This window comes from Halopseudomonas oceani, assembly GCF_963677335.1.
GTDB lineage: Bacteria > Pseudomonadota > Gammaproteobacteria > Pseudomonadales > Pseudomonadaceae > Halopseudomonas > Halopseudomonas oceani.
Window position 1 is genome coordinate 204,873 of sequence record NZ_OY781932.1, and the last position, 25,100, is coordinate 229,972.

At 62.3% G+C, this 25,100-nt stretch carries 20 protein-coding genes; 11 read left to right on the forward strand and 9 right to left on the reverse strand.

Features of this window, described 5'->3' with window-relative positions; all coding sequences use genetic code 11:
* The first annotated feature begins 82 nt into the window (after window positions 1-82).
* Window positions 83-1,207 carry an aminotransferase class V-fold PLP-dependent enzyme gene (locus ACKPCU_RS00895; RefSeq protein ID WP_321349161.1) on the forward strand — a complete coding sequence of 375 codons (1,125 nt, stop codon included), beginning with the start codon at window positions 83-85 and terminating at the stop codon, window positions 1,205-1,207.
* 227 nt (window positions 1,208-1,434) lie between these two features.
* Here ACKPCU_RS00895 and ACKPCU_RS00900 read toward each other — a convergent pair whose 3' ends face one another.
* A complete protein-coding gene (locus ACKPCU_RS00900; protein WP_104738017.1) occupies window positions 1,435-2,148 on the reverse strand; it encodes a VC0807 family protein in 714 nt (237 codons plus the stop codon).
* A gap of 95 nt (window positions 2,149-2,243) precedes the next feature.
* Window positions 2,244-3,215 (reverse strand): calcium/sodium antiporter, encoded by a 972-nt coding sequence (locus ACKPCU_RS00905; protein WP_321349162.1) that lies wholly within the window; start codon window positions 3,213-3,215, stop codon window positions 2,244-2,246.
* A gap of 189 nt (window positions 3,216-3,404) precedes the next feature.
* On the opposite strand from ACKPCU_RS00905, the gene ACKPCU_RS00910 reads away from it, so the two are divergent.
* Window positions 3,405-5,027, forward strand: coding sequence for a methyl-accepting chemotaxis protein (locus tag ACKPCU_RS00910; RefSeq protein WP_321349163.1), 1,623 nt, complete (start codon window positions 3,405-3,407; stop codon window positions 5,025-5,027).
* Window positions 5,028-5,044: 17 nt separating this feature from the next.
* Here ACKPCU_RS00910 and ACKPCU_RS00915 read toward each other — a convergent pair whose 3' ends face one another.
* On the reverse strand, window positions 5,045-6,742 hold the full coding sequence (locus tag ACKPCU_RS00915; protein ID WP_321349164.1) for a long-chain-fatty-acid--CoA ligase: 1,698 nt from the start codon (window positions 6,740-6,742) through the stop codon (window positions 5,045-5,047).
* 274 nt (window positions 6,743-7,016) lie between these two features.
* Here ACKPCU_RS00915 and ACKPCU_RS00920 point away from each other — a divergent pair, with 274 nt between their 5' ends.
* The 3 genes from ACKPCU_RS00920 to ACKPCU_RS00930 all read left to right on the forward strand — a co-directional run bounded on the left by ACKPCU_RS00920 (window position 7,017) and on the right by ACKPCU_RS00930 (window position 12,577).
* Window positions 7,017-8,108 (forward strand): methyl-accepting chemotaxis protein, encoded by a 1,092-nt coding sequence (locus ACKPCU_RS00920; protein ID WP_321349165.1) that lies wholly within the window; start codon window positions 7,017-7,019, stop codon window positions 8,106-8,108.
* A gap of 114 nt (window positions 8,109-8,222) precedes the next feature.
* The gene (locus tag ACKPCU_RS00925) at window positions 8,223-9,467 is read left to right on the forward strand and encodes an efflux RND transporter periplasmic adaptor subunit (protein WP_321349166.1); all 1,245 of its coding nucleotides are present in this window, start codon (window positions 8,223-8,225) and stop codon (window positions 9,465-9,467) included.
* Window positions 9,464-12,577, forward strand: a complete 3,114-nt coding sequence (locus ACKPCU_RS00930; RefSeq protein ID WP_321349167.1) for an efflux RND transporter permease subunit — start codon at window positions 9,464-9,466, stop codon at window positions 12,575-12,577. The genes ACKPCU_RS00925 and ACKPCU_RS00930 overlap by 4 nt, the downstream gene beginning before the upstream one ends.
* 350 nt (window positions 12,578-12,927) lie before the next feature.
* Here the strand turns inward: ACKPCU_RS00930 and ACKPCU_RS00935 are convergent, their stop codons facing one another.
* Both ACKPCU_RS00935 and ACKPCU_RS00940 read right to left on the reverse strand, forming a co-directional pair.
* Window positions 12,928-13,848 carry an SPFH domain-containing protein gene (locus ACKPCU_RS00935; RefSeq protein WP_104738011.1) on the reverse strand — a complete coding sequence of 307 codons (921 nt, stop codon included), beginning with the start codon at window positions 13,846-13,848 and terminating at the stop codon, window positions 12,928-12,930.
* Window positions 13,849-13,874: 26 nt separating this feature from the next.
* The gene (locus ACKPCU_RS00940; RefSeq protein ID WP_104738010.1) at window positions 13,875-14,345 is read right to left on the reverse strand and encodes an NfeD family protein; all 471 of its coding nucleotides are present in this window, start codon (window positions 14,343-14,345) and stop codon (window positions 13,875-13,877) included.
* Window positions 14,346-14,487: 142 nt separating this feature from the next.
* On the opposite strand from ACKPCU_RS00940, the gene ACKPCU_RS00945 reads away from it, so the two are divergent.
* From ACKPCU_RS00945 to ACKPCU_RS00960, 4 genes are all read left to right on the forward strand, one after another.
* On the forward strand, window positions 14,488-15,576 hold the full coding sequence (locus tag ACKPCU_RS00945) for a transporter substrate-binding domain-containing protein (protein WP_229744402.1): 1,089 nt from the start codon (window positions 14,488-14,490) through the stop codon (window positions 15,574-15,576).
* A 222-nt stretch (window positions 15,577-15,798) separates the two neighbouring features.
* Window positions 15,799-16,746 carry a triacylglycerol lipase gene (locus tag ACKPCU_RS00950; protein WP_321349168.1) on the forward strand — a complete coding sequence of 316 codons (948 nt, stop codon included), beginning with the start codon at window positions 15,799-15,801 and terminating at the stop codon, window positions 16,744-16,746.
* 55 nt (window positions 16,747-16,801) lie between these two features.
* Window positions 16,802-17,809: a lipase secretion chaperone gene (locus ACKPCU_RS00955; RefSeq protein WP_321349169.1), complete on the forward strand. Its 1,008-nt coding sequence runs from the start codon at window positions 16,802-16,804 to the stop codon at window positions 17,807-17,809.
* Window positions 17,810-17,847: 38 nt separating this feature from the next.
* Window positions 17,848-18,495 (forward strand): DUF3047 domain-containing protein, encoded by a 648-nt coding sequence (locus ACKPCU_RS00960; RefSeq protein WP_321349170.1) that lies wholly within the window; start codon window positions 17,848-17,850, stop codon window positions 18,493-18,495.
* Here ACKPCU_RS00960 and ACKPCU_RS00965 read toward each other — a convergent pair.
* From ACKPCU_RS00965 to ACKPCU_RS00975, 3 genes are read right to left on the reverse strand one after another with little or no spacing between them, the layout of a single operon-like run.
* Window positions 18,470-18,817, reverse strand: coding sequence for a YdbL family probable chaperone protein (locus ACKPCU_RS00965; RefSeq protein ID WP_104738006.1), 348 nt, complete (start codon window positions 18,815-18,817; stop codon window positions 18,470-18,472). The genes ACKPCU_RS00960 and ACKPCU_RS00965 overlap by 26 nt on opposite strands.
* A 21-nt stretch (window positions 18,818-18,838) precedes the next feature.
* Window positions 18,839-19,030 carry a YnbE family lipoprotein gene (locus tag ACKPCU_RS00970; RefSeq protein ID WP_104738005.1) on the reverse strand — a complete coding sequence of 64 codons (192 nt, stop codon included), beginning with the start codon at window positions 19,028-19,030 and terminating at the stop codon, window positions 18,839-18,841.
* Between the two features lie 12 nt (window positions 19,031-19,042).
* Window positions 19,043-21,616 (reverse strand): intermembrane phospholipid transport YdbH family protein, encoded by a 2,574-nt coding sequence (locus tag ACKPCU_RS00975; protein ID WP_321349171.1) that lies wholly within the window; start codon window positions 21,614-21,616, stop codon window positions 19,043-19,045.
* Between the two features lie 222 nt (window positions 21,617-21,838).
* Between ACKPCU_RS00975 and ACKPCU_RS00980 the strand changes: the two genes are divergently transcribed.
* Together ACKPCU_RS00980 and ACKPCU_RS00985 are read left to right on the forward strand one after the other, a co-directional pair.
* A complete protein-coding gene (locus ACKPCU_RS00980; RefSeq protein WP_104738003.1) occupies window positions 21,839-22,201 on the forward strand; it encodes a DUF805 domain-containing protein in 363 nt (120 codons plus the stop codon).
* Between the two features lie 97 nt (window positions 22,202-22,298).
* The gene (locus tag ACKPCU_RS00985; protein WP_321349172.1) at window positions 22,299-23,735 is read left to right on the forward strand and encodes a phospholipase D-like domain-containing protein; all 1,437 of its coding nucleotides are present in this window, start codon (window positions 22,299-22,301) and stop codon (window positions 23,733-23,735) included.
* Between the two features lie 72 nt (window positions 23,736-23,807).
* Here ACKPCU_RS00985 and gabT read toward each other — a convergent pair whose 3' ends face one another.
* Window positions 23,808-25,079 (reverse strand): 4-aminobutyrate--2-oxoglutarate transaminase, encoded by a 1,272-nt coding sequence (gene gabT, locus ACKPCU_RS00990; protein WP_104739909.1) that lies wholly within the window; start codon window positions 25,077-25,079, stop codon window positions 23,808-23,810.
* Window positions 25,080-25,100: the final 21 nt, after the last annotated feature.

Here is a 25,100-nt window from a genome sequence, read left to right on the forward strand (position 1 = left end):
CAGCCATAAATCGGGGTAGGATTGACGTCACATCAACGCCGGCACTGCCGGCGTTTTCCTGTCACCCGTCTGGAGAAACCCCGTGTCCAAACTGGTTCCCGCCGTCGACCCCGAAGGCCTGCTGGAATACTCAGTCGTCTTCACCGATCGCTCCCTCAACCATATGTCCCAGACCTTCCAGCAGGTCATGCGCGACATCTCCGCAACATTGAAGAGCGTATACAACGCTCATGCGGTCGCAGTCGTCCCCGGTGGCGGTACCTACGGCATGGAGGCGGTTGCCCGCCAATTTGCCCAGGACAAAAAGTGTCTGGTTATTCGTAACGGCTGGTTCAGCTATCGCTGGAGTCAGATTTTCGAAATGGCACGCATTCCAGCCAGCGAAACCGTGCTCAAGGCGGTCAAGTCAGACACCAGCAACCAGCCGGCGTTTTCCCCGGCGCCGATTGAACAGGTGGTCGCCGAAATTCGTGCCAGCAAACCTGATCTGGTGTTCGCTCCGCACGTCGAAACCGCCGCGGGCATCATCCTGCCCGATGACTACCTGCGCGCCGTAGCCGATGCAGTACACGAAGTCGGCGGTCTGTTCGTACTCGACTGCATCGCCTCCGGCACGGTCTGGGTCGACATGCAGGCCTGCGGCATCGATGTATTGATCAGTGCTCCGCAGAAGGGCTGGAGCGCCTCTCCGTGCAGTGCGCTGGTGATGTTCAGTGAACGCGCCGAGCAGGTTCTGGAACAGACCACCAGCACCAGCTTTGCCGCCGACCTGAAGAAGTGGCGGCAGATCATGCAGGCTTACGAGAACGGCGGCCACGCCTACCACGCCACCATGCCGACCGATGCCCTCAAGGCCTTCCGCGACACCATGCTGGAAACCCGCGACTACGGCTTCGCCAAGGTCAAGCAGGAGCAACTGGCGCTCGGCACCGCCGTGCGCGAGCTGATGCAGGAGCTGGGCTACAAGAGCGTTGCTGCCGACGGCTTCGGCGCCCCCGGAGTCGTCGTCAGCTATACCGATAACGACGGCATCCAGAGCGGCAAGGCCTTCGCCCCGCTCGGCCTGCAGACCGCAGCCGGCGTACCGCTGATGTGCGACGAACCGGAAGGCTTCAAGACCTTCCGCCTCGGCCTGTTCGGCCTGGACAAGCTGCACAACCCCGAACGCACGGTTGCCACGCTGCGCGAGGCCTTTGCTGCGCTGTAGGCGCAGCAAAAACAGCGACAAGCCTCAAGCTGCAAGCCGCAAGCAAACCCGGTCTCGATGCCGGGTTTTGTTTTTGCGCTGGAAAATGGCAGCTGCGCAGCATGCGGACCTGCTGTTACACCCGTCCACTATCTGCCCCCATGCAACCAAAAGAAAACCCGCACGGCTGAACACCGCGCGGGTTTGCTTGTAGCTTGCAGCTTGTGGCTTGCCGCTGGCTAGCCCAGCTAGCCCTTTTGCTGCGCCATGATCTCTTCCATGCTCAGACCGGTCAGGCCGTGGATGGTGCGCCAGAGGTAGAACAGAATGGCCATCATCATGATCATCGACGGAATGGCGATCATCGGATAGCTGACCAGCGTCATCTGCCCCAGCTCTTCATTGAAGGCCTCAGTACCCGCCGGACTGACCACAATCCACTTGGCAACAATGTAGTTCATGACCGACGAGAAGAAGAAGGTGCCGGCCAGAAAATAGGTCGCCCGCAGCAAGCGCAGATTAAACAGCTCGACCAGCCCCCGCTCCTGCAGCCGCTCCTGCACCAGTGCCACATTGATGACCTTCTCGTTGTAGAGCATGGTACGAATCAACGGATAACGGGTGCGGGTCGAGACCAGTACGGCCAGGCCGATCACCCCCGGTACCGCTGCCTCCTTGATCGCCAGCCACTTGGTATCGAGTTGCAGCACACCAATCCCACCGGTCAATAACACGCTGACCACGCCAAGCAGCGCGATAAAGTTGAACTTGCGGTACTGCACCAGTTCGAACAGCCCCCAGCCCACCGGCAGCGCCAACGCCAGAATCAGCGCTTTGGTGGCCCCCAGGTGGCTGTCGCCACTGAGTTTCATGAGAATAATCGAGGGGATGATGATACTGACCAGCAGATCGATCAGCGGGCGCGGCTTATGCTGCGCAGGAGCGGTTTTCGCGTCAGACATGGCGGAACAGAAGGTCTCTGGCGGAATGAAGAAGGGCCATCATACACTGGCTGAGCTGGGCGCATAGCAACACGACGCGCCCAGCCGCCGACCGGTCAGCGCAGCATGGTGCTGACCAGCCAGCCGGTATAGCCCAGGTAGGTTGCCAGCAGCAGCATACCGTTGAAGCGGGACACCTCGCCCTGCTTGCCAAAACGTCCAATGCCCATGACCAGCAACACCACGGTCAACACAAACATAATTACCCAGTCACGCTGCAGCACTACTGGGTCAACTGCCAGCGGCGCAATCCCGGCGGCAATACCTACCACCGCCAGGGTATTGAACAGGCCAGAGCCAATCACATTACCCAGCGCGAGATCGTGCTCGTTGCGGCGAACCGCCGCCAGCGAGGAGGCCAGCTCCGGCAGGGATGTACCCACCGCCACGATGGTCAGACCGATGATCAGATCGCTCACCCCCCAACTTTCTGCAATAAACACCGCGCCCCAGACCAGCAGCCGCGAGCTGGCGATCAACAGCACCAGGCCAAGCACCAGCCAGAACAGCGCCTTCGGCAGCGGCATCGCGTGACTGGCGACCTCTTCGGCGTATTCGCCAGACAATGAATCGCCTTTGCCGCGCATGCCCTGCACGATGGACCACCCCATCAGCACGAAAAACACCCCCAGCAGCACCCAGGCATCGTTGCGGGTGAGCTCGCCGTCAAGCAACTGATACCCCGCCAACAGGGTAACGCCAAGTAGAATTGGCAATTCCTTGCGAATCACCTGGGAATGAACCTTGATCGGGCTGATCACCGCAACAAGACCGATGATCAACGCAATATTGGTGATATTCGAACCGTAGGCGTTGCCCAGCGCCAGCCCCGGGTTCCCCTGCCCGGCAGCCAGTGCCGAGACCACCATTTCCGGCGCCGAGGTACCAAAGCCGATGATCAGCATACCAATCAGCAGCGGCGGCATGCCCGCATGGCTGGCAGTCGCTGACGCCCCATCGACGAAACGATCCGCACTCCAGACCAAAAGCCCCAAGCCCACTACCACCGCGGCCAATGCCAGCAACATCATCAGATTCCTGTGCCAAATTGAGAAATAGCGTCCATTATCAATGAAAGCGACAGGTGGAGACAGGGGCAGCGAACGTCAGCCGTTACAAAAATGTTCAGCGTTCGGCAAATCCGCCGATACACCCTGTGTCCGCTTTTTCCCGTGGTGAGGGATCGCCCAATAACCCTAATCTAACAGGTGCTCATAATGGCAATCAATCGATCACTGCGTCTGCAGACCCTCGTACTCATGGCTGGCAGCCTCGCGCTCATGCTGCTGGTGTCACTCGCCATCACCGTATCGCTGGCCAACAGCGTCGACGGCTACCGCGACCTGCTGGAGCGCCCCGTGACCAGCGCGACGCTGATCAACCGCGCCAATCTCGAGTTCAAAACCCAGGTACAGGAGTGGAAAAACGTCCTGCTGCGCGGCGCCAAACCGGCTGACAAGGACAAATACTGGAGCCAGTTTGAGGCATCCGAACAAGCGGTACAGAACACCTTGCAGCAGATCGGCAGCCTAGCCCTGGCATCCGAGGTGCTCGCCGAGGTACGGTCATTGGCCGACAAGCATCGCCAGCTCGGCGCACGTTACCGCGAAAGCCTGAAAGCCTATGAGGCCGCCGGTCTGGACCCCACCGCCGGCGACCGCGCTGCGCGAGGCATCGACCGCGAGGTCAGCGAGCACATGGACCAGCTATCCGGTCAGCTAAACACCACAGCGCTGGAACAGAGCACAGTAATCAATACCACCGCCGCACGTACCGTCTGGACCGGGCTGGTACTGCTGGTCATCGCGGCACTGGTTATTGGCGTACTCAGCCAGTGGCTGGTCAACCGCCGGCTGGTCAGCCCGATCACCCAGCTGATCGCCCAGATTGAGCGGCTGAGCCAGGGCCGACTCGGTCAATCGGTCAGCCTGGACCGGGCTGACGAGCTGGGCACCCTGGCCCATGCCGCCAATCAATTGCGCAATTTCCTCGAGGATACGTTCAGCCAGCTGCAACGCAGCACCAGCGAACTGGACCGTGCCAGTGGCGAGCTGAATACCATTGCTACCCGCATGGCGCATGGCAGCCGTGAACAGTTTTCGCGCACCGACCAGGTGGCCACCGCGATGCAGGAAATGTCTGCCGCCGCCGCGGAAGTGGCACAGCACGCGGCCGAGGCGGCCCGCGCAGCAGACGACGCCGACAGCAATGCGCAGGAAGGGGGCCAGGTAATGCAGACCACCATCCACGCGATGCAGGACATGCTGGCACAGATCACCCAGACGACCGAAGTGATTCGCCGCCTGGAGGGCGACAGCAATCGTATCGGCAAGGTACTGGATGTCATTCAGGGCATCGCCGAGCAGACCAACCTGCTGGCCCTCAACGCGGCCATCGAAGCGGCGCGCGCAGGTGAGGCGGGACGGGGCTTTGCAGTCGTCGCCGACGAAGTGCGTACGCTGGCCAAACGCACCGCCGAGTCAACGGCGGAGATTCAGCAGATTATCAACGACGTGCAGTCCGGTGCCGGCGAGGCAGTCAAGGCCATCGCCATCGGCCAGACCCGCAGCGAGTCGAGCATGCAGCAGGTCAACCTGGCCGGTGAGCGACTGACCCAGATAACGGTCGCCATCGAGTCTATCCGCGATATGAACCGGCAGATATCGACGGCAGCCGACGAGCAGACCAGCGTCGCTGAGGACATCACCCGCAACATCACCGAGATCACCGACATTGCCGCCGCCAACCAGAGTGAGGTCGACAATACCGCCCGTGCCAGCCAGGCACTGAATGACCTGTCCGGCGAATTGAGCACCCTGACCCAGCGCCTGTCGGCCTGAGTCAGGGGACGTGGGCGTCAGGCCGTCGCGGTGGCGGCCTGACGCTGACGTTCTTCCTCGTAGAGTTCCTTTTTCGACAGCTTGCCAACCGGCGTTTTCGGCAGCTCTGGACGGATCTCCATCGCACTCAGCCGCTCATGCTTGCCAAGACGCGAGGCGAGAAACGCTTGCAGGGTGTCAAAGTCGAAGGGTTCGGCACCAGCCCGCAGCTTGATGAAGGCTTTCGGCGCCTGTCCGCGATAGCGGTCGTCGACACCGATCACCGACACCTCCTCAACGCCCGGGTACTCGTAGATGGCCTCTTCGATCACCCGCGGATAGACGTTGTAGCCGCTGCACAGAATCATGTCCTTGGTGCGGTCGACAATGTAGATGTAACCGTCCTCATCCATGTAACCAACATCGCCGGTACGCAGGAAGCCGTCGGAGGTCATCGCCTCTGCCGTCGCATCCGGGCGCTTCCAGTAGCCTGCGGTAATGTTCGGTCCCTTGATGCAAACCTCGCCGCGCTCGCCGACCGGCAGCTCGTTCTCGCCGCCGTCAAGCGGCAGAATGCGAATCTGTGTACCTGGTACCGGCACACCGCATGAGCCGGGGCGCGGGCGGGCATCACGCGGCGTAAAGGTGCCGCTGGTGGTGGTTTCGGTCATCCCCCAGCCCTCACGCAGGGCACAGCCCGAGCGGGAGAAGTACTGCTGTTGCACCTCGACCGGTAACGGCGCGCCACCCGAGTTGGACATCTTCAGCGACGACAGGTCATGCTGATCAGTCTGCGGGTGACTGAGCAGGCCGATGAACATGGTTGGCACGCCCGGGAAGGTGGTAATCCGGCTCTGGCTGATCTCACGCAGCACAGTGAGTACGTCGAAGCGCGGGTGCAGGTAGATCTCGGCAGCAGCACGCAGGCCAAAGATCATATTCACCATCAGCGCGTAGATGTGGAAAGGCGGCAGCACCGCCAGCACCCGCTCCTGGCCGGGCACGATGGCCGAGCTGAGAACTTCGCGCAACTGGGCACAGGACGCAGTGATGTTGCCGTGGGTCAGCATCGCGCCCTTGGGTACGCCGGTAGTACCACCGGTATATTGCAGCACTGCCAATGTGCTGGCCGGGTCGGCCAGTGAATGCGCCTGGTAATCACCCGTGTTGTCGAGCAGCTCGGCAAAGCTGCAGCACTGGGCATTCCATTCCACCGCGGCCGGGCGGCCCAGCAAATGACGCTGATCGTCGCTCACTTCACCGCAGAACTCGACCAGATTGCCCACCACCAGCTGACGCAGGCGGGTACGCGCCATCAGCGTGACCATACGCGGGTAGAAGGCCTCCAGATCAAGGGTCAGCATGATGTCGGTCTGGCTGTCCTCGATTTTGTGCTCAAGGGTGCGCTCGGCGTCCAGCGGGGAGTAGTTGACGACGGTGCCGCCAGCGCGCAATACACCGAGAAAGCCGATGAAGTAATGCGGGCAGTTAGGCAGATACAGGCCGACATGCACACCGGGACCGACGCCCAGCTTCTGCAAACCCCGTGCAGCGCGGGACACCAGCCCATCAAGTTCACGGTAGCTCAGCTTGTGGCCAAAGAAATCGATTGCCGAGTTATCCGGGAACTCGGCGACGGCCGCATCCAGCAACGCCGGAATGGCCTCCGGGGTGTGGGTAAGCTCCCAGTTCACATCCGAGGGATACGACTTCAACCAGCGCAGTTCGGTGTCCACAGCATGCTCTCCATTGTCTGCCCCGGGCGGCTTTGGCGCGGGGCGCTTTTTGTTTTCCCAACCCTAGTCGCTGCGCCGTGCCATAGAGAAGCTTGATCGACTGTGGATATGTCGGACCATAGCCGTTGCCAACGCCGATCGGCACAGCAAATACTGCGGTAAATCAATAATCTGCCAGCCGAATCACCGCATCATTACACTTTTTGCGCTACTCAGCCGATAGCGCACCAACGTCGCCTCCCCAATTCAACCAAACCCGTTCAGGAGCACAACCGTGTTCAAAAGCCGTCAATTACGCGCCGAGCTGCAACAGACTCACGATATCAACCGGCAGCTAAAGGATCAGCTCAGCAATCTGGCGACGCAAATGGACGAGCGACAACGGCAATTCGATGCCCGCATCGGCATTGCCGAAAGCGAACAGACGCTGTCACAAAAGCTGCTCAGTTGCCGGGAGACAGGCGACCATCTGGTGCAGGACGTGCGTGAATCCGTGGCCGGTGCGGCCAGCCGGCTGATGGAAGAGCAGCAAACACTGACCGCCCTGAGCGATATTTTCACCCAGACCCAGCAAGCGGTACGCAGCCTGCAGGCACGCTCCAACACCATCGGCAGTCATGCCGAACGCAACGCCGAGTCCGCCAGCAGCCTGGACGAGACCGCCGGGCGCATCCGTTCTTTCGTCGCCGTCATTCACGATATATCCAAGCAGACCAGCCTGCTGGCGCTGAACGCCGCCATCGAAGCGGCACGCGCTGGCGAAGTCGGTCGCGGTTTCGCCGTGGTTGCCGACGAAGTGCGCAGTCTCGCGGAGAAGGCCCAGCATGCCAGTGAAAACATCGAAGGCCTGGTCTCCCAGGTAATGGAAAAGAGCCAGGCCCTGTCGGGCATGGCTGAGGAATCGATGCAGAGCAGTCTCGACATCGCTGCCTCTGCCGAGCAAATTGATCAGGTAACCGATCAGGTCATCAACCGCGCCGACCGGATGAAGCAGGTGATCAACGGGTCAGCCACCAACAGCTTTCTGTCGGCGGTGAAACTGGATCACGTGGTCTGGAAAATGGACCTGTATCAGCGCATCGCTGCAGGCAACTTGAGTCAGTCGCTTACCGACCACCATGAATGCCGCCTTGGTCAGTGGTACTACCGCGGCCAGGGCGCCGACCTGTACAGCCAGCTTCCCGCCTTTCGTGAATTGGAGAACGCACACCGCCAGGTACATGAATGCGGCCTGCAAGCGCGTGAAGCCGCACTCAAGGGCGATAACGACTTGCTGCACCGACTGCTGCTGGACATGGAACAGGCCAGTGCGCAGGTCGCCCAGCAGCTTGATCGCCTCGAACGGGAGATCACTGGCAGTCACTGATCCGCGCCGGGGCCGCAAGGACACTGTCACGACACTCAGCGCTATTGCGACCATCGCCGTCACAGGCTATACAGGGAGACCCTTACGCCCGCAGGAAAGAACAAGAGAGAAGGAATGCGTAAACGTCTCACCCCGCTGTTGATCGTAGTAGTCGGAATCATCATCTTCATCCTGCTGCGCGTGACCCGAGATCAACCCGAGCCGCTGGGAACCCAGGAACGTTCGTGGCGGGTCGCTACCGAAACCATCGCCCCCGATGCCTTCCAGCCCCGGCTGACCCTCTACGGTCAATTGGAGTCACCACGGCGCTTCACCGTGGTCGCACCACTGGCTGGCCGCATCGCCGCATTACCAGCCACCGATGGCAGCCAGATCAACGCCGGCGAGCTGGTGGTCGCGCTGGACGAGGCCGACATCACGCCACGGGTCGAACAGGCCAAGGCCGAGCTGGCGGATGCCGAGGCGCAGCTGGAAAGTGAAAAGCTGGCGCATCAGGCCGACCAGCAGGCTCTGCGCATGGAACAACGACTGGAAAGCAACGCACGCAAAACCCTCGAGCGCATGCAGCAGTTGGTCGCCCGCCAGATGGTACCGACAGTTGAGGTCGACAATGCCCAGGATGCACTGGACCGGGCTGCGCTGACCGTCGCCAACCGCCAGCGCAGCCTGTCGACCTACCCTTCGCGCCTGGCCGCTCAGCAGGCCAGGGTCGAGCGCGCCAGCGCGACACTGGACAGCATCCAGCGCGACGCCGAGCGCAGCCGCTTTGTGGCGCCCTTTGACGGTGTGGTCGGCGAGGTCAAAGTTGCGGTAGGCGATCAGGTCAACACCAATACTGCGCTGCTCGACTTCTATCCGCTACAGGGGATGGAGCTGCGTGCGCTGGTACCGCAGATTCACAGTCAGGACTTCATCGCCGCGCTAAGTCAGGGGCAAAAGCTGGACGCCCACAGCCTCGACAGCACCCCGGCAATCGAGCTGACCCTGACCCGCATCGCCGGCAAGGCCGACGCCCGCGGTATTGAGGCCATCTTCCAGGTCGAGAATCCGCGCCCGGAATTACGTCTTGGCACTCTGCTTGCCATCAGTGTTGCCCGACCGGCCCACGACAACAGCGTCGCCCTGCCGTACAGCGCGCTGTACGGCAACAACACGGTTTACACGGTCAACGACAGCCGCCTGCAGGCGCTTGCGGTGGAGCGGGTCGGAGAAACGCTGGACGAGCACGGCAACCGACGGGTACTGGTTCGCTCCGACGACCTCAAGAGTGGCATGCAGATTGTCACCACCCATCTGCCCAATGCCATGTCCGGGCTGAAGGTGGACACCGCTGACCCGGTGGCGGAGCCGGCCCAATGAGCAACACCGGGCCGCTGGGCTTCTTTGTTCGCCACAAGGTCGCCGCCAACCTGCTGATGCTGGTCATGCTGATGGGCGGCGTGATCGGCCTGTCACGGATGAATATCCAGTTCTTCCCGACCTTCGCACTCGACTTCGTCACCGTTCGGGTGGTCTGGAATGGTGCCGCCGCCGAAGACGTCGAGCAGGCCATAACCATCCCGCTGGAACAACGCCTGCGCAGCCTGCAGAACCTCAAGAACATGACCTCGACCTCGGCCCAGGGTGTATCCAGCATCACCCTGGAATTCCGCGAGGGAACCGACCCCATTGTCGCGCTGGACGACGCCCGTCAACAGGTCGACGAATTCCGCAATCTGCCCGCTGCCGCCGAAAAGCCGGAAGTGGTGCGGGTAGCCCGTTACGACCCGATCGCCAACCTGCTGCTGTACGGCCCCTTTGAACCGCACGAACTGCGCAGCATCGCCAACCGCATGGAAGACGACCTGCTCAATCACGGTATCGACCGCATCGTCATCAACGGCGTACCCGAGCAGCAGATCAGCATTGAAGTACCCAATGCCGAGCTGCGCCGCCTTGGCATGTCACTGGATCAACTGGCTAACCGCATCAACGCCGAATCCCGCGACCTGCCCGCCGGGCAGGCCGGTGAACTGGATTCGGCCCGCGAGCTGCGTGCCATTGAACAACGCCGGGACCCACAGGCCTTTGGCAGCATCGCCCTGCAGCCGGAAAGTGACAGCCACCTGCGGCTGGGCGATATCGCCGATATTCGCCAGGAGCCGCGCCGCAATCAGGTGCTGCTGCGGTACGACGGCCAGCCTGCCGTGGAGCTGCAACTGGAACGCAGCGAAGACGGCGACTCCCTCGAGTCGGCCAAGATTCTCAATGACTGGCTGGAAGAAATCAGCCCGACGCTGCCGCCACAACTGAAGATTCACGTTTATGATCAGGCCTGGCAGCTGATTGATGACCGCATCCGGCTGCTGGTCAACAACGGCCTCAGCGGTCTGGTGCTGGTGCTGATCCTGCTCTACCTGTTCCTGCCCGCCCGCGTGGCCCTCTGGGTTGCCGTCGGTATCCCGACCGCATTCCTTGCCGCCATGGCTGTTTTCTGGGTAATTGGCGGCTCGATCAACATGATATCGCTCTTTGCGCTGATCATGGCGCTGGGCGTCATCGTCGACGATGCCATCGTGGTAGGCGAAGATGCCGACGCTCATCACCGCAATGGCGAAGCCTCCGAACGCGCCTCCGAAGGCGCTGCCAAACGCATGCTCTGGCCGGTCGTTGCCTCCTCGCTGACCACCATTGCAGCCTTCATGCCGCTACTGATGGTCGGCGGCATCTTCGGCAATATCCTCGGTGACATCCCAGTGGTGATGATCTGCGTACTGATCGCCTCGCTGCTCGAGTGTTTTGTCGTCCTGCCGCATCACCTGCGCGAAGCCTTCCGCCCGAGCAAGCCGCGAAGGGGCAAACTCGCGTCCATTGGCAACCGCCTGGACGATGTCCGCGGCCGCTTCGACAGTGCCTTCAATCGCTTCCGCGACGGCCGCTTCCGGCGCCTGTCACAAGCCGCACTGGCCAACCGCGGCACCACCCTGGCCTGCGCCCTGGTCAGCGTCATCATCACCATTGGCCTGCTCAGCACCGGGCGTATCGGCTTCAGTTTCTTCCCGACGCCGGAGCCGCAGGTGTTGTACGCCAACGTCAGCTTCGTTGCCGGCACGCCGCGCGCCAGCATGGTCGAGTTCATGCGTGAGCTGGAGCAGAGCCTTGGCGAAACGGAAGCAGCGCTGGGCGGCGATCTGATCCTCACCGCACTGACCCGCGAAGGGGAAACCCTTGGCGACAACGGCATTGCCAGGCAGGGTGACAACCTTGGCTCGCTGATGGTCGAGCTGGTATCGCCCGACCATCGGGATGTCCGCAACAAGACCTTCATCCGCGAATGGCAGCAGCGCATTCAGCGCCCGCCCGGCATCGACCGCATCAACATCACCGAGCAGCAAAGCGGCCCGCCCGGCAAGGATGTTGATATCCGACTCACAGGCTCGGACCCGCAGCAGCTCAAGGACGCAGCCGACGCGCTGTCGGTGATTCTCGCCAGCATTGAAGGTGTGGTCAGCACCGACGACGACATGACCTGGGGCCGCGAACAACTGGTCTACAGTCTCACGCCCTACGGTCAGGCGCTGGGGCTGAGCATCGAGAGTGTCGGCAACCAGCTACGCGCGGCGTACGACGGTCGGCTCGCGCAGATCTACCAGGACAAACGCGACGAAATCGAAGTTCGTGTGCAATTACCCCGGATCGAACGGGAGAGTCTGGCCAGCCTGGGCGATCTAAACATTCGCCTAGATGATGGCCGTTTCGTGCCGCTACGCCAGGTGGTCACGTTCTCCAGCAACCAGGGCTTCTCGGCCCTGCGCCATGCCGATGCCCAGCTGGCCACCGATGTGACCGCCGATATCGACAGCAGTCAGACCACCGCCGGTGCGGTGCTCAAGGCCGCGGCGCTGGAGCTGCCAGCCCTGGCCAGTCGCTACAACGTGCGCTACAGCTTCGAAGGGCGCTCGGTCGATCAGCAGGAGACCCTCGCCGATATGCGTGACGGCCTGATCATCGGCCTGTTGCTGATGTACGCGGTGCTGGTCTGGGTGTTCTCATCCTGGAGCACGCCACTGATCGTCATGTCCGTCATTCCGCTGGCACTGGTCGGCGCACTGCTGGGTCACTGGGTCATGGGCTTGAACCTGACCATCCTGTCGCTGTTCGGCCTGTTCGGCCTGTCCGGTATCGTGGTCAACAACTCGATCATCCTGGTCAGCTTCTACCAGGACCAGCGCACACGCGGACTGCAGGTGAACGAGGCGCTCAACGAGGCGGTAGTACAGCGCCTGCGAGCGGTGCTGCTGACGTCACTGACCACCATCGGCGGGCTGCTGCCGCTGCTATTCGAAACCTCGCTGCAGGCCCAGTTCCTGATTCCGATGGCCACCTCGATCGCCTTCGGCCTCGGCTTCTCGACCCTGCTGGTGCTGCTGGTGGTCCCGGCGCTGCTGTCGCTGCTGGAAGGCTGGAAAGCGCGTAGAGCGGCCGCCTAGGGTGGCCGCCAGCTGCAAGCCTCAAGCTGCAAGCAAACCCGGTCTTGGCGCCGGGTCTGTTTTTTGGGGCTGGAAGCTTGCGCGGGTGGTTGGATTAAGCGAAGGACCGTTGCCAAGTACTTCGCGATGGCAGCCTGAACAGCACCCAACTGCGCGCCCTGATGGTTCCCACGCTCCGCGTGGGAACCCCGACTGCGTGGACAGCAACCAACCACTAGCCGGACGCAGAGCGTCCTGACAGGCATTCCCACGCAGAGCGTGAGAACCATCAAACCTGCGCCACCGTGAAGCAAAAAAAAACCGCACGACTCACGCCGCACGGTTTTTTCTTGAGGCTTGAAGCTTGCCGCTTACTTTTTAGCCACTTCCAGCGTCTTGGTGATCGCAGCGACCGCCGAGCCGATATTGCTCAGCTCCGCCGGCAGGATCATGGTGTTGTTGGTTTGCGCCAGCTTGCCGAACTCCTTGACGTACTGCTCGGCAACGCGCAGCGAAACCGCTTCCTGGCCACCCTGGGTGTTGATCGCTTCGGCAACACGACGCAGACCTTCGGCGGTCGCGGTGGCGATCAGCTCGATCTCGCGGGCCTTACCTTCGGCTTCGTTGATCTGACGCATCTTGTCGGCTTCGGACAGGTTGATGGTTTCCTGCTTCTGGCCTTCGGAGACGTTGATCTTGGCTTCACGTTCCCCTTCGGACTGGGCCACCACGGCGCGACGCTCCCGCTCGGCGCGCATCTGCTTCTCCAGCGCATCCAGAATGGTTGCCGGCAGTTCGATATCGGCAATTTCGTAGCGCAGGACTTTCACGCCCCAGGGCTTGGCGGCTTCATCCAGCGCCTCGACCACCTGCACGTTGATGGTTTCACGCTCTTCGAAGGTCTTGTCCAGATCGATCTTGCCGACCACGGAGCGCAGGGTGGTCTGCGCCAGCTGAATGGAGGCGTAGCGGTAGTCGTTGATGCCATAGCTGGCCAGCTTGGGATCAACCACCTGCAGATAGATCACCCCATCGACCACCACCTGGATGTTGTCCTTGGTTACACACGCCTGGCTCGGCACGTTGATGGCTTCTTCCTTGAGTGTGTGCTTGTAGGCCACCCGGTCGATAAATGGAATCAGGATGTGAAAGCCAGCTTCGAGGGTCTTGGCGTACTTGCCCAGCCGCTCGACGATAAAGGCCGAGCGCTGCGGCACGATGCGAGCCGTTTTGGTGAGGGTAATGATGACCAGCACCAAAAACCCGAGTGACAGCATTGTTGCGATTTCCATATGAAAAGCTCCTTGGTCCGAAAAGATCAGTTATTGGTATTAGGCTTGGTTGCGCTGACTCGCAAGACAATCCCCGCATGGTCGGTGACCCATGCCGACTGACCACTGGTGAGCGGGTCAGCCGATTCCGCATCCCATTTGGCCCCGTTCAGCTGCACATGACCGACGCCATCGACAAAGTCCGTCAGCACCTTGACCCGCACGCCCAACAGGCCGGCGTCGTCCTGATCCCGGGCGGCCAAATCGACCTCGCTGCCCTGCAGCCAACGCTGGAAGCGGCGACGCAACAGCCACAGCGCCACGATGCTCGACAGCGCAAACACCGTCACCTGCACCGGCAGCGAGCCGATGATACCCAGCAGTGTCAGCAGCCCGACCAGCAAGGCACCAAGGCCAAAAAAGGCGGCGATCAAACCGGGGATGAAAAACTCCGAGGCCAGCAACAGCAGGCCCAGCAACAGCCAGAAGGCGTAACTTTCCAGATAACCCGTCAACATCTGCACTCCCTGCCCTTTAATTCAAACTGCAGGAAGACTACCAGATGGTCGCCTGCTGCGCCCCGGGAAAAACACGCAGCGGCAAACTGGCAGCTGAGTGGCAGTCTGGTACCCTGAGCACAATGCCGACAGGGAGAGTCCCATGCCAGATCGCCTTATCACCCGCCTTATCCTTTGCCTGCTGCTCATGGCTCCGCTAGCCAGTGCCAGCGAAACCGGCACCGACACACCAGCACCGCTGCGCGTCGGTATTACCGAAGTACCGCCTTTCGTCATCGCCGACGGCCAAGGCGGCTGGGAAGGCATTAGTGTGGATCTCTGGCGGGCCATCGCCGAGCAGCAGGGCTGGGCGTTCGAGCTCCAGCCAATGGCCTTTGCCGACCTGTTGCACGCGGTCGAGTCCGGCAAGGTCGACGTTGCCGTCGGCGCACTAACCATGACCGCAGAGCGGGAGCTGGTGTTCGACTTCAGTCATCCGTTCTACCAGACCGGGCTGTCGATCGGCGTGCCCCGTGCACCCAAGGCAGGCCTGTTGCAGAGCCTCAAGGCCCTGTTCAGCTGGAGCTTTTTGAGCGTCATCGGGGGACTCGGCTTGCTGCTCCTTGGTGTCGGCGTCGCCCTTTGGCTGTTCGAGCGCCACCGCAACCCCGAGCAGTTCGGCGGAACGGCGACGCAGGGTATCGGCGCCAGCTTCTGGTGGGCAGCGGTGACCATGACCACCGTTGGGTATGGCGACAAGGCACCGGTCACCTTCGCCGGCCGGCTGGTCGCGCTGATCTGGATGTTTGCCGGCCTGATCATGGTCGCCAGCTTCACCGCCGCCATCACCAGCGCCCTGACCGTCAGCAATCTGCAGCTACAGATTCGCGGCCCGCAGGATCTGCCCGGCAGCACCGTTGCAACCATCGACGGCACCGCCAGCGCCCGCTACCTCGGCGAGGAACGCATCGTGTCGCGCAGTTACCCTGATCTGACCAGTGCCATGCAGTCGGTCAGCGCAGGCGAGACTGACGCCGTGGTCTACGACCGGCCACTGCTGCAGTACCGCAATCAGCAACTCGGCAGAGAACGGCTGGAGTTGCTGCCCGGCGTGTTTGATCAGCAGCTGTATGCGCTGGCCATTCCCAGCGGCAGCCCGTTGCGCGACCAACTGAACGAGGCAGTGCTGCGAGTTACAGAGTCCGACGAGTGGCGGCTGATTCAGCGTGCCTACCTCGGCGAGCAGCTGTAACACCAACAAGCTCTGAATTTCCGTTCATCGGATCAGCTGGCTGAATAGTCGCAGTGCAGAGCGAGTGACTCACCGGTCATTCGCTCTGTAGCGCCCTGACGCGGCTGTTCTGTCGCTCAATCACTACTCTCCGCTGACCAGGCTGGCTATGCTCAGCGGCCAGGCACTGGAAAAAGTGCCTCAAGACGATACAAAACAAGCACAACAACAAGGAGTTTCGTCATGTCGCGCAAGACTCGACTAAGTCTTGCCTGCGGGCTGATTGCCGCGTTCGGCGTCAGCACTCAGGCCCATGCCTTCTGGTTTGGTTCCTCCGGCTACACCAAAACCAAATACCCCATCGTGCTGACCCACGGCATGCTCGGCTTCGACAGCCTGCTCGGCGTCGATTACTGGTACGGCATCCCCAGCGCCCTGCGCAAAGACGGTGCTACCGTCTACGTCACCGAAGTCAGCCAGCTTGATACCTCCGAGGCCCGCGGCGAACAGTTGCTGGAACAGGTCGAGGAAATTGTCGCTATCAGCGGCAAGGGCCGGGTCAACCTGATCGGCCACAGCCACGGCGGCCCGACCGTCCGCTATGTCGCTGCCGTCCGGCCGGATCTGGTCGCTTCGGTCACCAGCGTTGGCGCTCCGCACAAGGGTTCGGCAACCGCCGACTTCCTGCGCCAGGTGCCGGAAGGATCGGCTGGTGAGACGCTGCTGGCCGGCATCGTCAACGGTCTCGGCGCGCTGATCAACTTCCTCTCCGGCAGCAGCTCGAATACCCCGCAGAATGCGCTCGGCTCGCTGGAGTCACTCAACAGCGAAGGCGCTGCACGCTTCAACGCCAAGTTCCCGCAGGGTCTGCCGACCAGTGCTTGCGGCGAGGGTGCCTACGTCGTCAACAACGTGCGCTACTACTCCTGGAGTGGTACACGCCCGCTGACCAACATGCTGGACGTGTCGGACCTGCTGCTCGGTGCTTCTTCGCTGACCTTCGGCGGTGAAGCCAACGATGGCCTGGTCGGTCGCTGCAGTTCGCACCTCGGCATGGTGATTCGCGACAACTACCGGATGAACCACCTGGACGAGGTCAACCAAACCCTGGGCCTGACCAGCCTGTTCGAAACCGACCCGGTCACGGTCTACCGCCAGCAGGCCAACCGGCTGAAGAACGCCGGCCTGTAAGTGCGCGGGCCGCCCTCTTACGGCGGCCCGCTTCCCCGATCTATCCGAGTACGTCATGAAAGCGCTTGTCTATCTCCCTTTACTCGCCGCCGCGCTGCTGCTCGGCTGGCAACTGAGTCAAAACGCGCAGGAACAAGTGGTCGAGACTGCCGGCAGCCCAGCCTCCTCGAACCCGACGACACCCTCAAACAGCGTACCTGCCAGCCTGTTGCGTAGCGTGCCCGCCCCGGACGCGTTGCCGGCGGCTCCGTCGCTGCGTGGTACCGATGTCGACGGCCGCCTGCAGGCCAATCCCGACGGCAGCCTGCTGGTCAGCGATCAGCTACGTCATCTGTTCGACTACTACCTGAGCACGGCGGGCGAGCAGCCACGCGCCGACATCATCCTTCAACTGCAGCAGTTGATCACCGACAGTCTGTCAGACCCGGCCCGTAGTCAGGCGCTGGATCTGCTCCAGCGCTATCTCGACTATCAGCAGCAACTGGTCGAGTTGGAGCAGCGCTTTCCGGTGGCCGCCGATCTAGATGCGCTGTGGGCACGCCAGGACGCCGTGCAGCGCCTGCGGGCCGAGCTGTTCAGCGCCGAGGAGCACCAGGCGTTTTTTGCTGGCGAGGAGCTGTACAACCGCTTCACCCTGGAGCGCCTGGCGATTGTGCGCAACCCGGACCTGAGCGATGCCGACAAGGCCTACGAGGTCGAAGCACTACGCGAACGTCTGCCGGAAGACTTGCAGGCACTGTTGGTGCCGCAGATTCATCAGGATCTGCGCCAGCAGACCAGCGCCTTGCGCGCTCAGGGCGCCAGCGAATCCGAGGTACGGGCGCTCAGGCTGTCGCTGGTCGGTCCGGAGGCGACCGAACGGCTGGAAACACTGGATCAGCAACGGGCCGCCTGGCAGCAACGGCTTAACGACTTCAACCGCGAGCGCGACGCCATTCTCAGCCAGCCGGGACTCGCCGACAGTGACCGCGCAAACGCCGTGCAGACACTGCTGGAAGAACGCTTCGACGCCACCGAACGACTACGCGTCAGCGCGCTTGCGCCATCGGCACAGAACCGCTGAAGCTGCCATACTGGGGCTCTGCCATACAGGAGCCCCGCATGCACCCACCACGCTTGCTGCTGACGGGTTTACTCATCACCAGCGTCTGCTCGGCCCAAAGCTATAGCCCGGCGGACATCAGTCAGTGGCCCGAGCGAACCTTCACCCAGCCAACCCGGTATCAGATTGAAGACCGTAACGGCCAAACGGTCCTGCGTGCCGATTGCCGGCACGGCCAGGCCAGCGCCCGTTATCTTCAGCAGCCGATTGATCTGCGCAAGACGCCGTTACTCCGCTGGTCCTGGACCATCAGCCAGCCGTTCAGCCAACTCGACGAAACCAGCAGGCAAGGTGACGACTATCCCGTGCGGCTTTACGTGGTGAAGGATGGCGGTTTGCTGCCCTGGCGGACGCTGGCGGTGAACTACGTCTGGTCATCCAGCCAGACGGCCGGTAAGCACTGGCCCAACGCCTACACCGGCAACGCCCAGATGCTGGCAGTCAGCAGCGGCGCACCGGGCGACACAGCGCTGGTGCACTTGGAGCGTAATGTCAGGGAGGATTTCCAGCGTCTGCACGGGCAGACGCTGGATCAGATTGACGGGCTGGCGATCATGACCGATTGCGACAACAGCGGTCAGGCCGTCACCGGTTGGTACGGCAGCATCGAGTGGCTACCGGCTACTTCTGTCGCCACTGACCGTTAAGTTTGATGTACTGCCCGGACGGGGTGCGATCAATCGCTTTCTGGCCGGCAATCAACTCAACGTCACTCAGCGAGATACCGTTGTCGCGCGCCACCTTCTGGTACTCCGCCTTGCGCGCTGCGTTGATCTGCTGCGCCACCTCGGCCGCATTACCAGACGCCCGCACCACGCCCAGATAACCATTCGACTGCTCACCCAGCAGTCCTGCCTCCTTCGCTGCCGGCAGTGCCGACATCGCCTCATTCAGGCTCAGCGCCCAGGCTGAGCCACTGCCGATCAGCAGCGCCAGCAGGCAACAGGTCAGATATATCGTCTTGCGCATTGTCTCGTTCCTTCTGCCGACTCAAAACAGGCCGCTGGACTGGTCGAATACATCGTCCAGCTGACGGTCTACCTTGACGTAGATTTCGTGCTCGATCTTCACATTCAGATTGATGTTGATCGGCTCGCTCGGCGCAGCCAGCTGCACCGTGGGTCCGGCACAGGCGACCAGCAGGCCCGCCAGTGCCGCAATCATCAGCTCTCGCCCGTACATAGGCGCTCCTCGTCAGGGTTGCTGAACCCGCCGTTTGAGCAGGTACTGCTGCACCCGTTGTTCAATGATGTCGCTGACCTTGCCGCTGAGTTGCAAACTGGCCAGCAACGCCGGAATGTTCTCCTGCAGGTTAATGTTCAGGTTGACCTGACGCCCCTGCTGAAAATCAGGGTTGCTGCCCTGCAGGCGCAGCGCCAGCGTCAGATCACCACCCTCGGCCAACTCTACCTGACTACTCAAGACAGTGTAGTGAAATTCCTCCAGCGCACCGGCCAGCTCACGCATGCTTGGATTGCTCGCCGCCAGTCGCTGCAGCTTGTCGGACTGGTAACTCAGCACACCGCCAGGGGCCCTTGCGGCCACTGCGCCCTGATCCACCAACACCTGACCATCGCGCAGCAGCACTGGTAACCGTCCATCCAGCGTACCGCCACCGCTTAACCCCTCTGTTGGATAGACTTCGAACAGGCGACCCAGTTCCAGCCCCTGCAGCACCAGCTCGGCGCGTTGTTCGGGCTGAGCCAGGTCCAACGTGGCTGGCGTCAGCGACACCCGCCCTCCCAGCAGTTCGAGGGTCAGTCGCCTGGCCTCCAGGGTCCCGGTTGTCGGATGGGCCAACGCCCCCTGATAGTCCAGACTGGCCTGCAACGGCCCGGCCGGAATACCGGCGTTCAATTCGCCCAGCTGCAAATCCGCCAACGTCAGACTGAAATACTGCCCTTGCAGCGACGCGCGCAGCGGCGTACTCAGACCACTGAACGCGGTGCGATCGTAGATGCCCTTGGCACCGTTGAGCTGGCCGTTAAATTGGACGCTGAGGCCCTTGCCACTGTCGCCCGCCTGCAGCTCAGCGCTGAGCTGGCCGCTGGACAGACTGAGCAGTGCAGGCCAACTGGCGAAGGTCTGCTCAAGCGGATTACCGGCGCGGAAAAAGATCGGTGCCAGCGTGCCCTCAAGCTGCCACTGGCCATTGCTGCTGACGTTCGCCTGATGATCGAGCTGCAAACCGGCCGCGTTAGCCACCTGCCCCTGCCAGAGCAGCGCGCCATCCTGCCACTCCCAGTCACCAGAGAGCGACCAGCTTTGCGGTTTGAGCTCTGCGTGCTCGACCCGGTTAATCTCGGCGGCAAGTTCGCCGGTGGCGCTCGCTGACTGGCCCTCATCCGGCGGTAGGGTGATCGCCAGTGCGCTTATCCGCGTGGAGGTAGCCGTCAACGTAAGCTCGGCCGCTGGCAATTGCAGGCGCTGCCAGCCCAATTCACCGGCCTTGCTCAAACCAATGGTTGCCGACCGGGCATTGGCCTGCAGCTGCAACGGCAAACGCGCGGTAACCGAACGCACCGCCAACTCCGGCAGGGTCAGCTGTGGTAGTTGCAGCTGAACCAGCAGCGCGTCGCTATTGATCTGCCAATCAGCCAACCCCTGCACTTGCAAAGGCCCATCCAGCTGAGCGGTGCCGCCGCTGGGCAAGGTCGCGTCAGCAGAAAGCTGCAGCGCCAACGGCTGCCCCAGCACCAGCTGTTGCTCGGTAGCCGGTTGCAGCTGCAATGCTACCTGCGTCGGTTGCAGCGCGCTCGGTAGCTGCTGCAGTGTCGCCAGCAGGTCAGGCACCAACACCATGTTCAGTTGTGCGTCGGGTAACGCCCAGCGGCCATGATCACCGCTCAGTTGCAGACTCATCTCGCCGGTCAGCGAGCCCACCCCGGCAATCGCCCAAGGCTCAGGCAGCAAGACGTTCGCCTGCAGGGCGACCGCACCGCCCAGCCAGTCATCAACACTGGTGGGCTGCACCGCAGGGCGTAATTGCCACTTCAGATCAGCCTGTGCCGCGGTCGGCACCTGCTCAAACGGCAGGGCGCCCAACGTTACCCAGCGCCCGAGATAGCCGAACAACCAGGACGTCTGCGGCCAGCCGGGGATCGCCAGATGCCCCTGCCAGGCGTGTCCCTGCTGCCACTGGCTGTCGAGTTGAGCGGCCGGCTTGCCGTCAATCGCCAGCGCGGCCTGCAGCACCACATGCTCTGTATCGACCTGCAGGTGCGGACTGAGCAGCAACTGCTGGCCCTCCAGATCCAGCGTCAATCGACTCGCCAGGGTTGTGCCAGTGTCGCTGTGCTCAGCATCAAGCAGCCAGCTGCCAGCCAGCTGGCAACTGCCGGCACGACAGGGCAAGGTCGCCTGAATCTGCTGCACCCGCGCCCGGTCAGGCAACCAACGCGCCAGCAAGCGCCAGAAGGTTTCGTCACCCAGAAGTAGCAGAGGAGAGCCGGACTCGGCAGCGGGTGCTACCTGATCGGTCGCCGGCAGGCTTAACAGCAGCCGATCCACCTCGGCACGCTTGAGCATAAACCCTGAACGCCAGCCGGGCGCCAGGTCCAGCTGCTGCAGCTCGACGGTACTGCCGTCGTCCAGCGTCAGCGTCAGCCGGTCAAGGGTCAGAGCGCCATGCTGCCAACCGGGCCCGGACCATACCAGTTCGCTGACACCGGCACGCTGCAGTTGCTGATGCAGATACAGGCGCCCGAACAGCCCTGCCAGCACCAGCAGCAACCCAAGCAACAGAAAAATGGAAATGCGTCGAAGCATCGTCCTTACACTCAGCCGGAATCCGGTCACAGGTTAGCACGCAGGCTACACTCGACGGTTGACCTGAAATGGTGCAACAGTCTCTAATGCCGTCTGGCGGCCATCACCGCCTCCCAAGGGAGTGACCATCGCGCGCAGGGAACGTTCGCCACCGAGCCAGCCTGTACGCCCGACCCATTCCCTCTCTCTGCCAAAACGACTTATAGACAGGAAGGACGTTTCATGGATTGGTATCTCGCTGTACTCAAGCAATACGCCGTATTTCAAGGCCGCGCGCGCCGCAAGGAATACTGGATGTTTACGCTTTTCAACATCATCGCCTACGTTATCTGCAGTGTCATTGACGGCGTACTCGGCATCATGATCTTCATGCCGATCTACGCTCTGGCCGTGCTGATCCCGTCGCTGGCCGTGACCATCCGTCGCCTGCACGATACCGATCGCAGCGGCTGGTGGATTCTGATCTCACTGGTGCCCGCTGTCGGCGGCATCATCCTGCTGATCTTCACCTGTCTGGAAGGCACCGCTGGCGACAACCGCTTCGGTCCTAACCCGAAACAGGACGGCACGGCCCAACTGGCCTGATCGCCCTGCCGCCAGCGCGTCCGCGCTGGCGGCTCTGCCATTGCATTAATCTCGCCGCTTCGGCAGGCTGAACACCTGCTCACCACCGATGCGCACCATGCTCACAACCAACCTGCTTCGCCTATGCTGTCTGCTGCTCGCCGCAGCGGTCATTATCGCGTGTCTGATCGTTGCCTGGCGCCCCATGCCCCCCGGCCTGTCCGTAAGCACGCCACTGCGCCCGGTACAGGACGTGGTGCTGCTATTCGACCAGAGCTGGCGTGATACGCACGGCGATCTCCGTACCCGGCAGCAGATCATGGACCACATCCTCGCGCTGATAGATGAGGCCCGCGAGCTGCTGGTGGTTGACATGTTTTTGTTCAACGACTTTGCCGGCACCGACAGCTACAGGCCGCTCTCCGCCGAGCTGACCGATGCCCTGATCCGCGCGCGCCACCAGCACCCCGAGATGCCGGTAGTGCTGATCACCGACCCATTCAACACCCTGTATGGCGGCCTTGAGCCCGCCCACTTCGCACGACTGCGCGCCGCCGGAGTAGACGTGGTGATGACCGACCTCAGCCGGCTGCCGGCGTCCAACCCACTGTGGACCGGCATCTGGACCCTGTGCTGCAGCTATGTGGGTAACAGTACCCAAGGGGGCTGGCTACCTAACCCGGTTGGCCCCGGCAAAGTCACCCTGCGCAGCTACCTGCACCTGCTGAACTTCCGCGCCAACCACCGCAAGACGCTGGTGGTCGGCACCGGTAGCGAATGGAAGGCGCTGGTCACCTCGATGAACCCGCACGATGCCAGCAGCCGTCACGACAACAGCGCGGTGCAATTCAGCGGTGCGGCAGCGCTGGACCTGTTGCAGACCGAACGCGCCGTCGCGCTGATGTCCGGCTACCCGACCGCCATCAACTGGCCGTCTGCGCCGGCGCTTGATACAAGGCCAACGGCCGGCAACCAGCTGCAGGTGCTGACTGAGGGGGCCATTGAGCGCGACCTGCTGCACCTGATCAACTCGGCCCAGAACAAAGAGCAGCTGGATGTGGAAGTGTTCTATCTGTCCTCGCGGCCGATCATCGACGCGCTGATCGCAGCCCAGGAGCGCGGCGTAACGGTGCGGGTCATGCTCGACCCCAACCGGGACGCCTTCGGCCGCGAGAAGAATGGCATCCCCAACCGCCAGGCGGCATGGGACCTGCACGACGCAGGCATCGCGGTGCGCTGGTGTGCGACCTTCGGTGAGCAGTGCCACCGCAAGTGGATTCGGCTGGAACGGGCTGATGGCAGCGCCGAGCTGATCGCCGGGTCAGCCAACTTCACCCGGCGCAACCTGCACGACCTCAATCTGGAAACCAGCGTGCGCCTGGTCAGCCGCCGCGACGACCCGCAGATCAGCGCGCAGCGTGCCGACTTCGAGCGCCAATGGCAGAACGCCAACGGCGCGGTCTACAGCCTGCCCTACGCAGACTTTGCAGACCACAGCCGTTGGCGCTATCTGGTGTACCGCTTTATGGAAGCGAGCGGACTATCGACCTTCTGAGCACCGCCGGGCGCAGATATCCGCGACGGCCGCACCACCGTGCGTGCGGCAAGCCGCACCAATCACCAACCCCTACAGCTCGGCGAAGCAGGCGGCGATGATGTCCATGCCGGCGTGCAATTCGACATCGGTCGCGGTCAGTGGCACCAGAATGCGGATCACATTGCCGTACTGACCACAGGACAGCAGGATCAAGCCCTTGTCCCGCGCGGCGGCAACGATACGGCCGGTCAATTCAGCATCTGGCGCACCGTCGGCGGTGAACAGCTCGCAGGCAACCATCGCCCCCAGTCCGCGCACATCGCCGATACGTTTGTCGTCTGCCGCCAGCGCGTTCAGGCGACCAGTAAGGATCTCGCCCACGGTACGGCTGCGCGCCAGCAGGTTTTCCTCTTCAAACACATCCATCACCGCCAGTGCTGCCGCACAGGCCAGCGGGCTGCCCGCGTAGGTGCCACCCAGACCGCCGGGGGCGATGGCGTCCATCACATCCGCCCGGCCGCAAACACCCGCGATCGGGAAGCCACCGGCGATGGATTTGGCGAAGGTGGTCAGATCGGCGGCGACGCCCATCTGCTCCATGGCGAAGAAGGTGCCGGTCCGGCCAGCGCCGGTCTGCACTTCGTCCGCCACCAGCATGATGCCGTGCTGATCACAGAGCGCGCGCAGACGCTGCATAAAGGCGGGGCTGGCGACATAGAAACCGCCCTCGCCCTGCACCGGTTCAATCACGATGGCGGCAATATCCTGCGGCTGGGCGTCGTTCTTGAAGATCCGCTCAATGCTGGCAATCGCGTCATCATCACTGACGCCGTGCAACGGGCAGGGAAACTGGGCGCGATAAACGCCACCCGGCATCAGACCCATACCGGCCGAATAAGGGGCGACCTTGCCGGTCATCGACAGGGTCATCATCGTACGGCCGTGGTAGGCGCCAGTGAAGGCGATCACGCCAGCCCGTCCGGTCGCTGCGCGGGCAATCTTGACCGCATTCTCCAGCGCTTCGGAGCCGGTCGTCACCAGCAGGGTCTTCTTCGCGAAGTCACCGGGCACCATGTCGTTCAGGCGCTCGCACAGGGCGATATAGGGTTCATACGCCAGCACCTGAAAGCAGGTGTGGGTGAACTGGTCCAGCTGGCGACGCACGGCATCCATTACCTTGGGGTGACGGTGTCCGGTATTGAGTACCGCAATGCCACCGGCAAAGTCGATGTACTGTCGCCCTTCCACATCCCAGACGGTGGCGTTTTCCGCACGCTGCACCGCAATCGGGTGAATCTGACTTACACCACGCGCGACAGCATTCTGCCGCCGCTGCATCAGGGACTCGTTGGTCTTGCTCATAACCGCCTCGCGGAAAAAGAG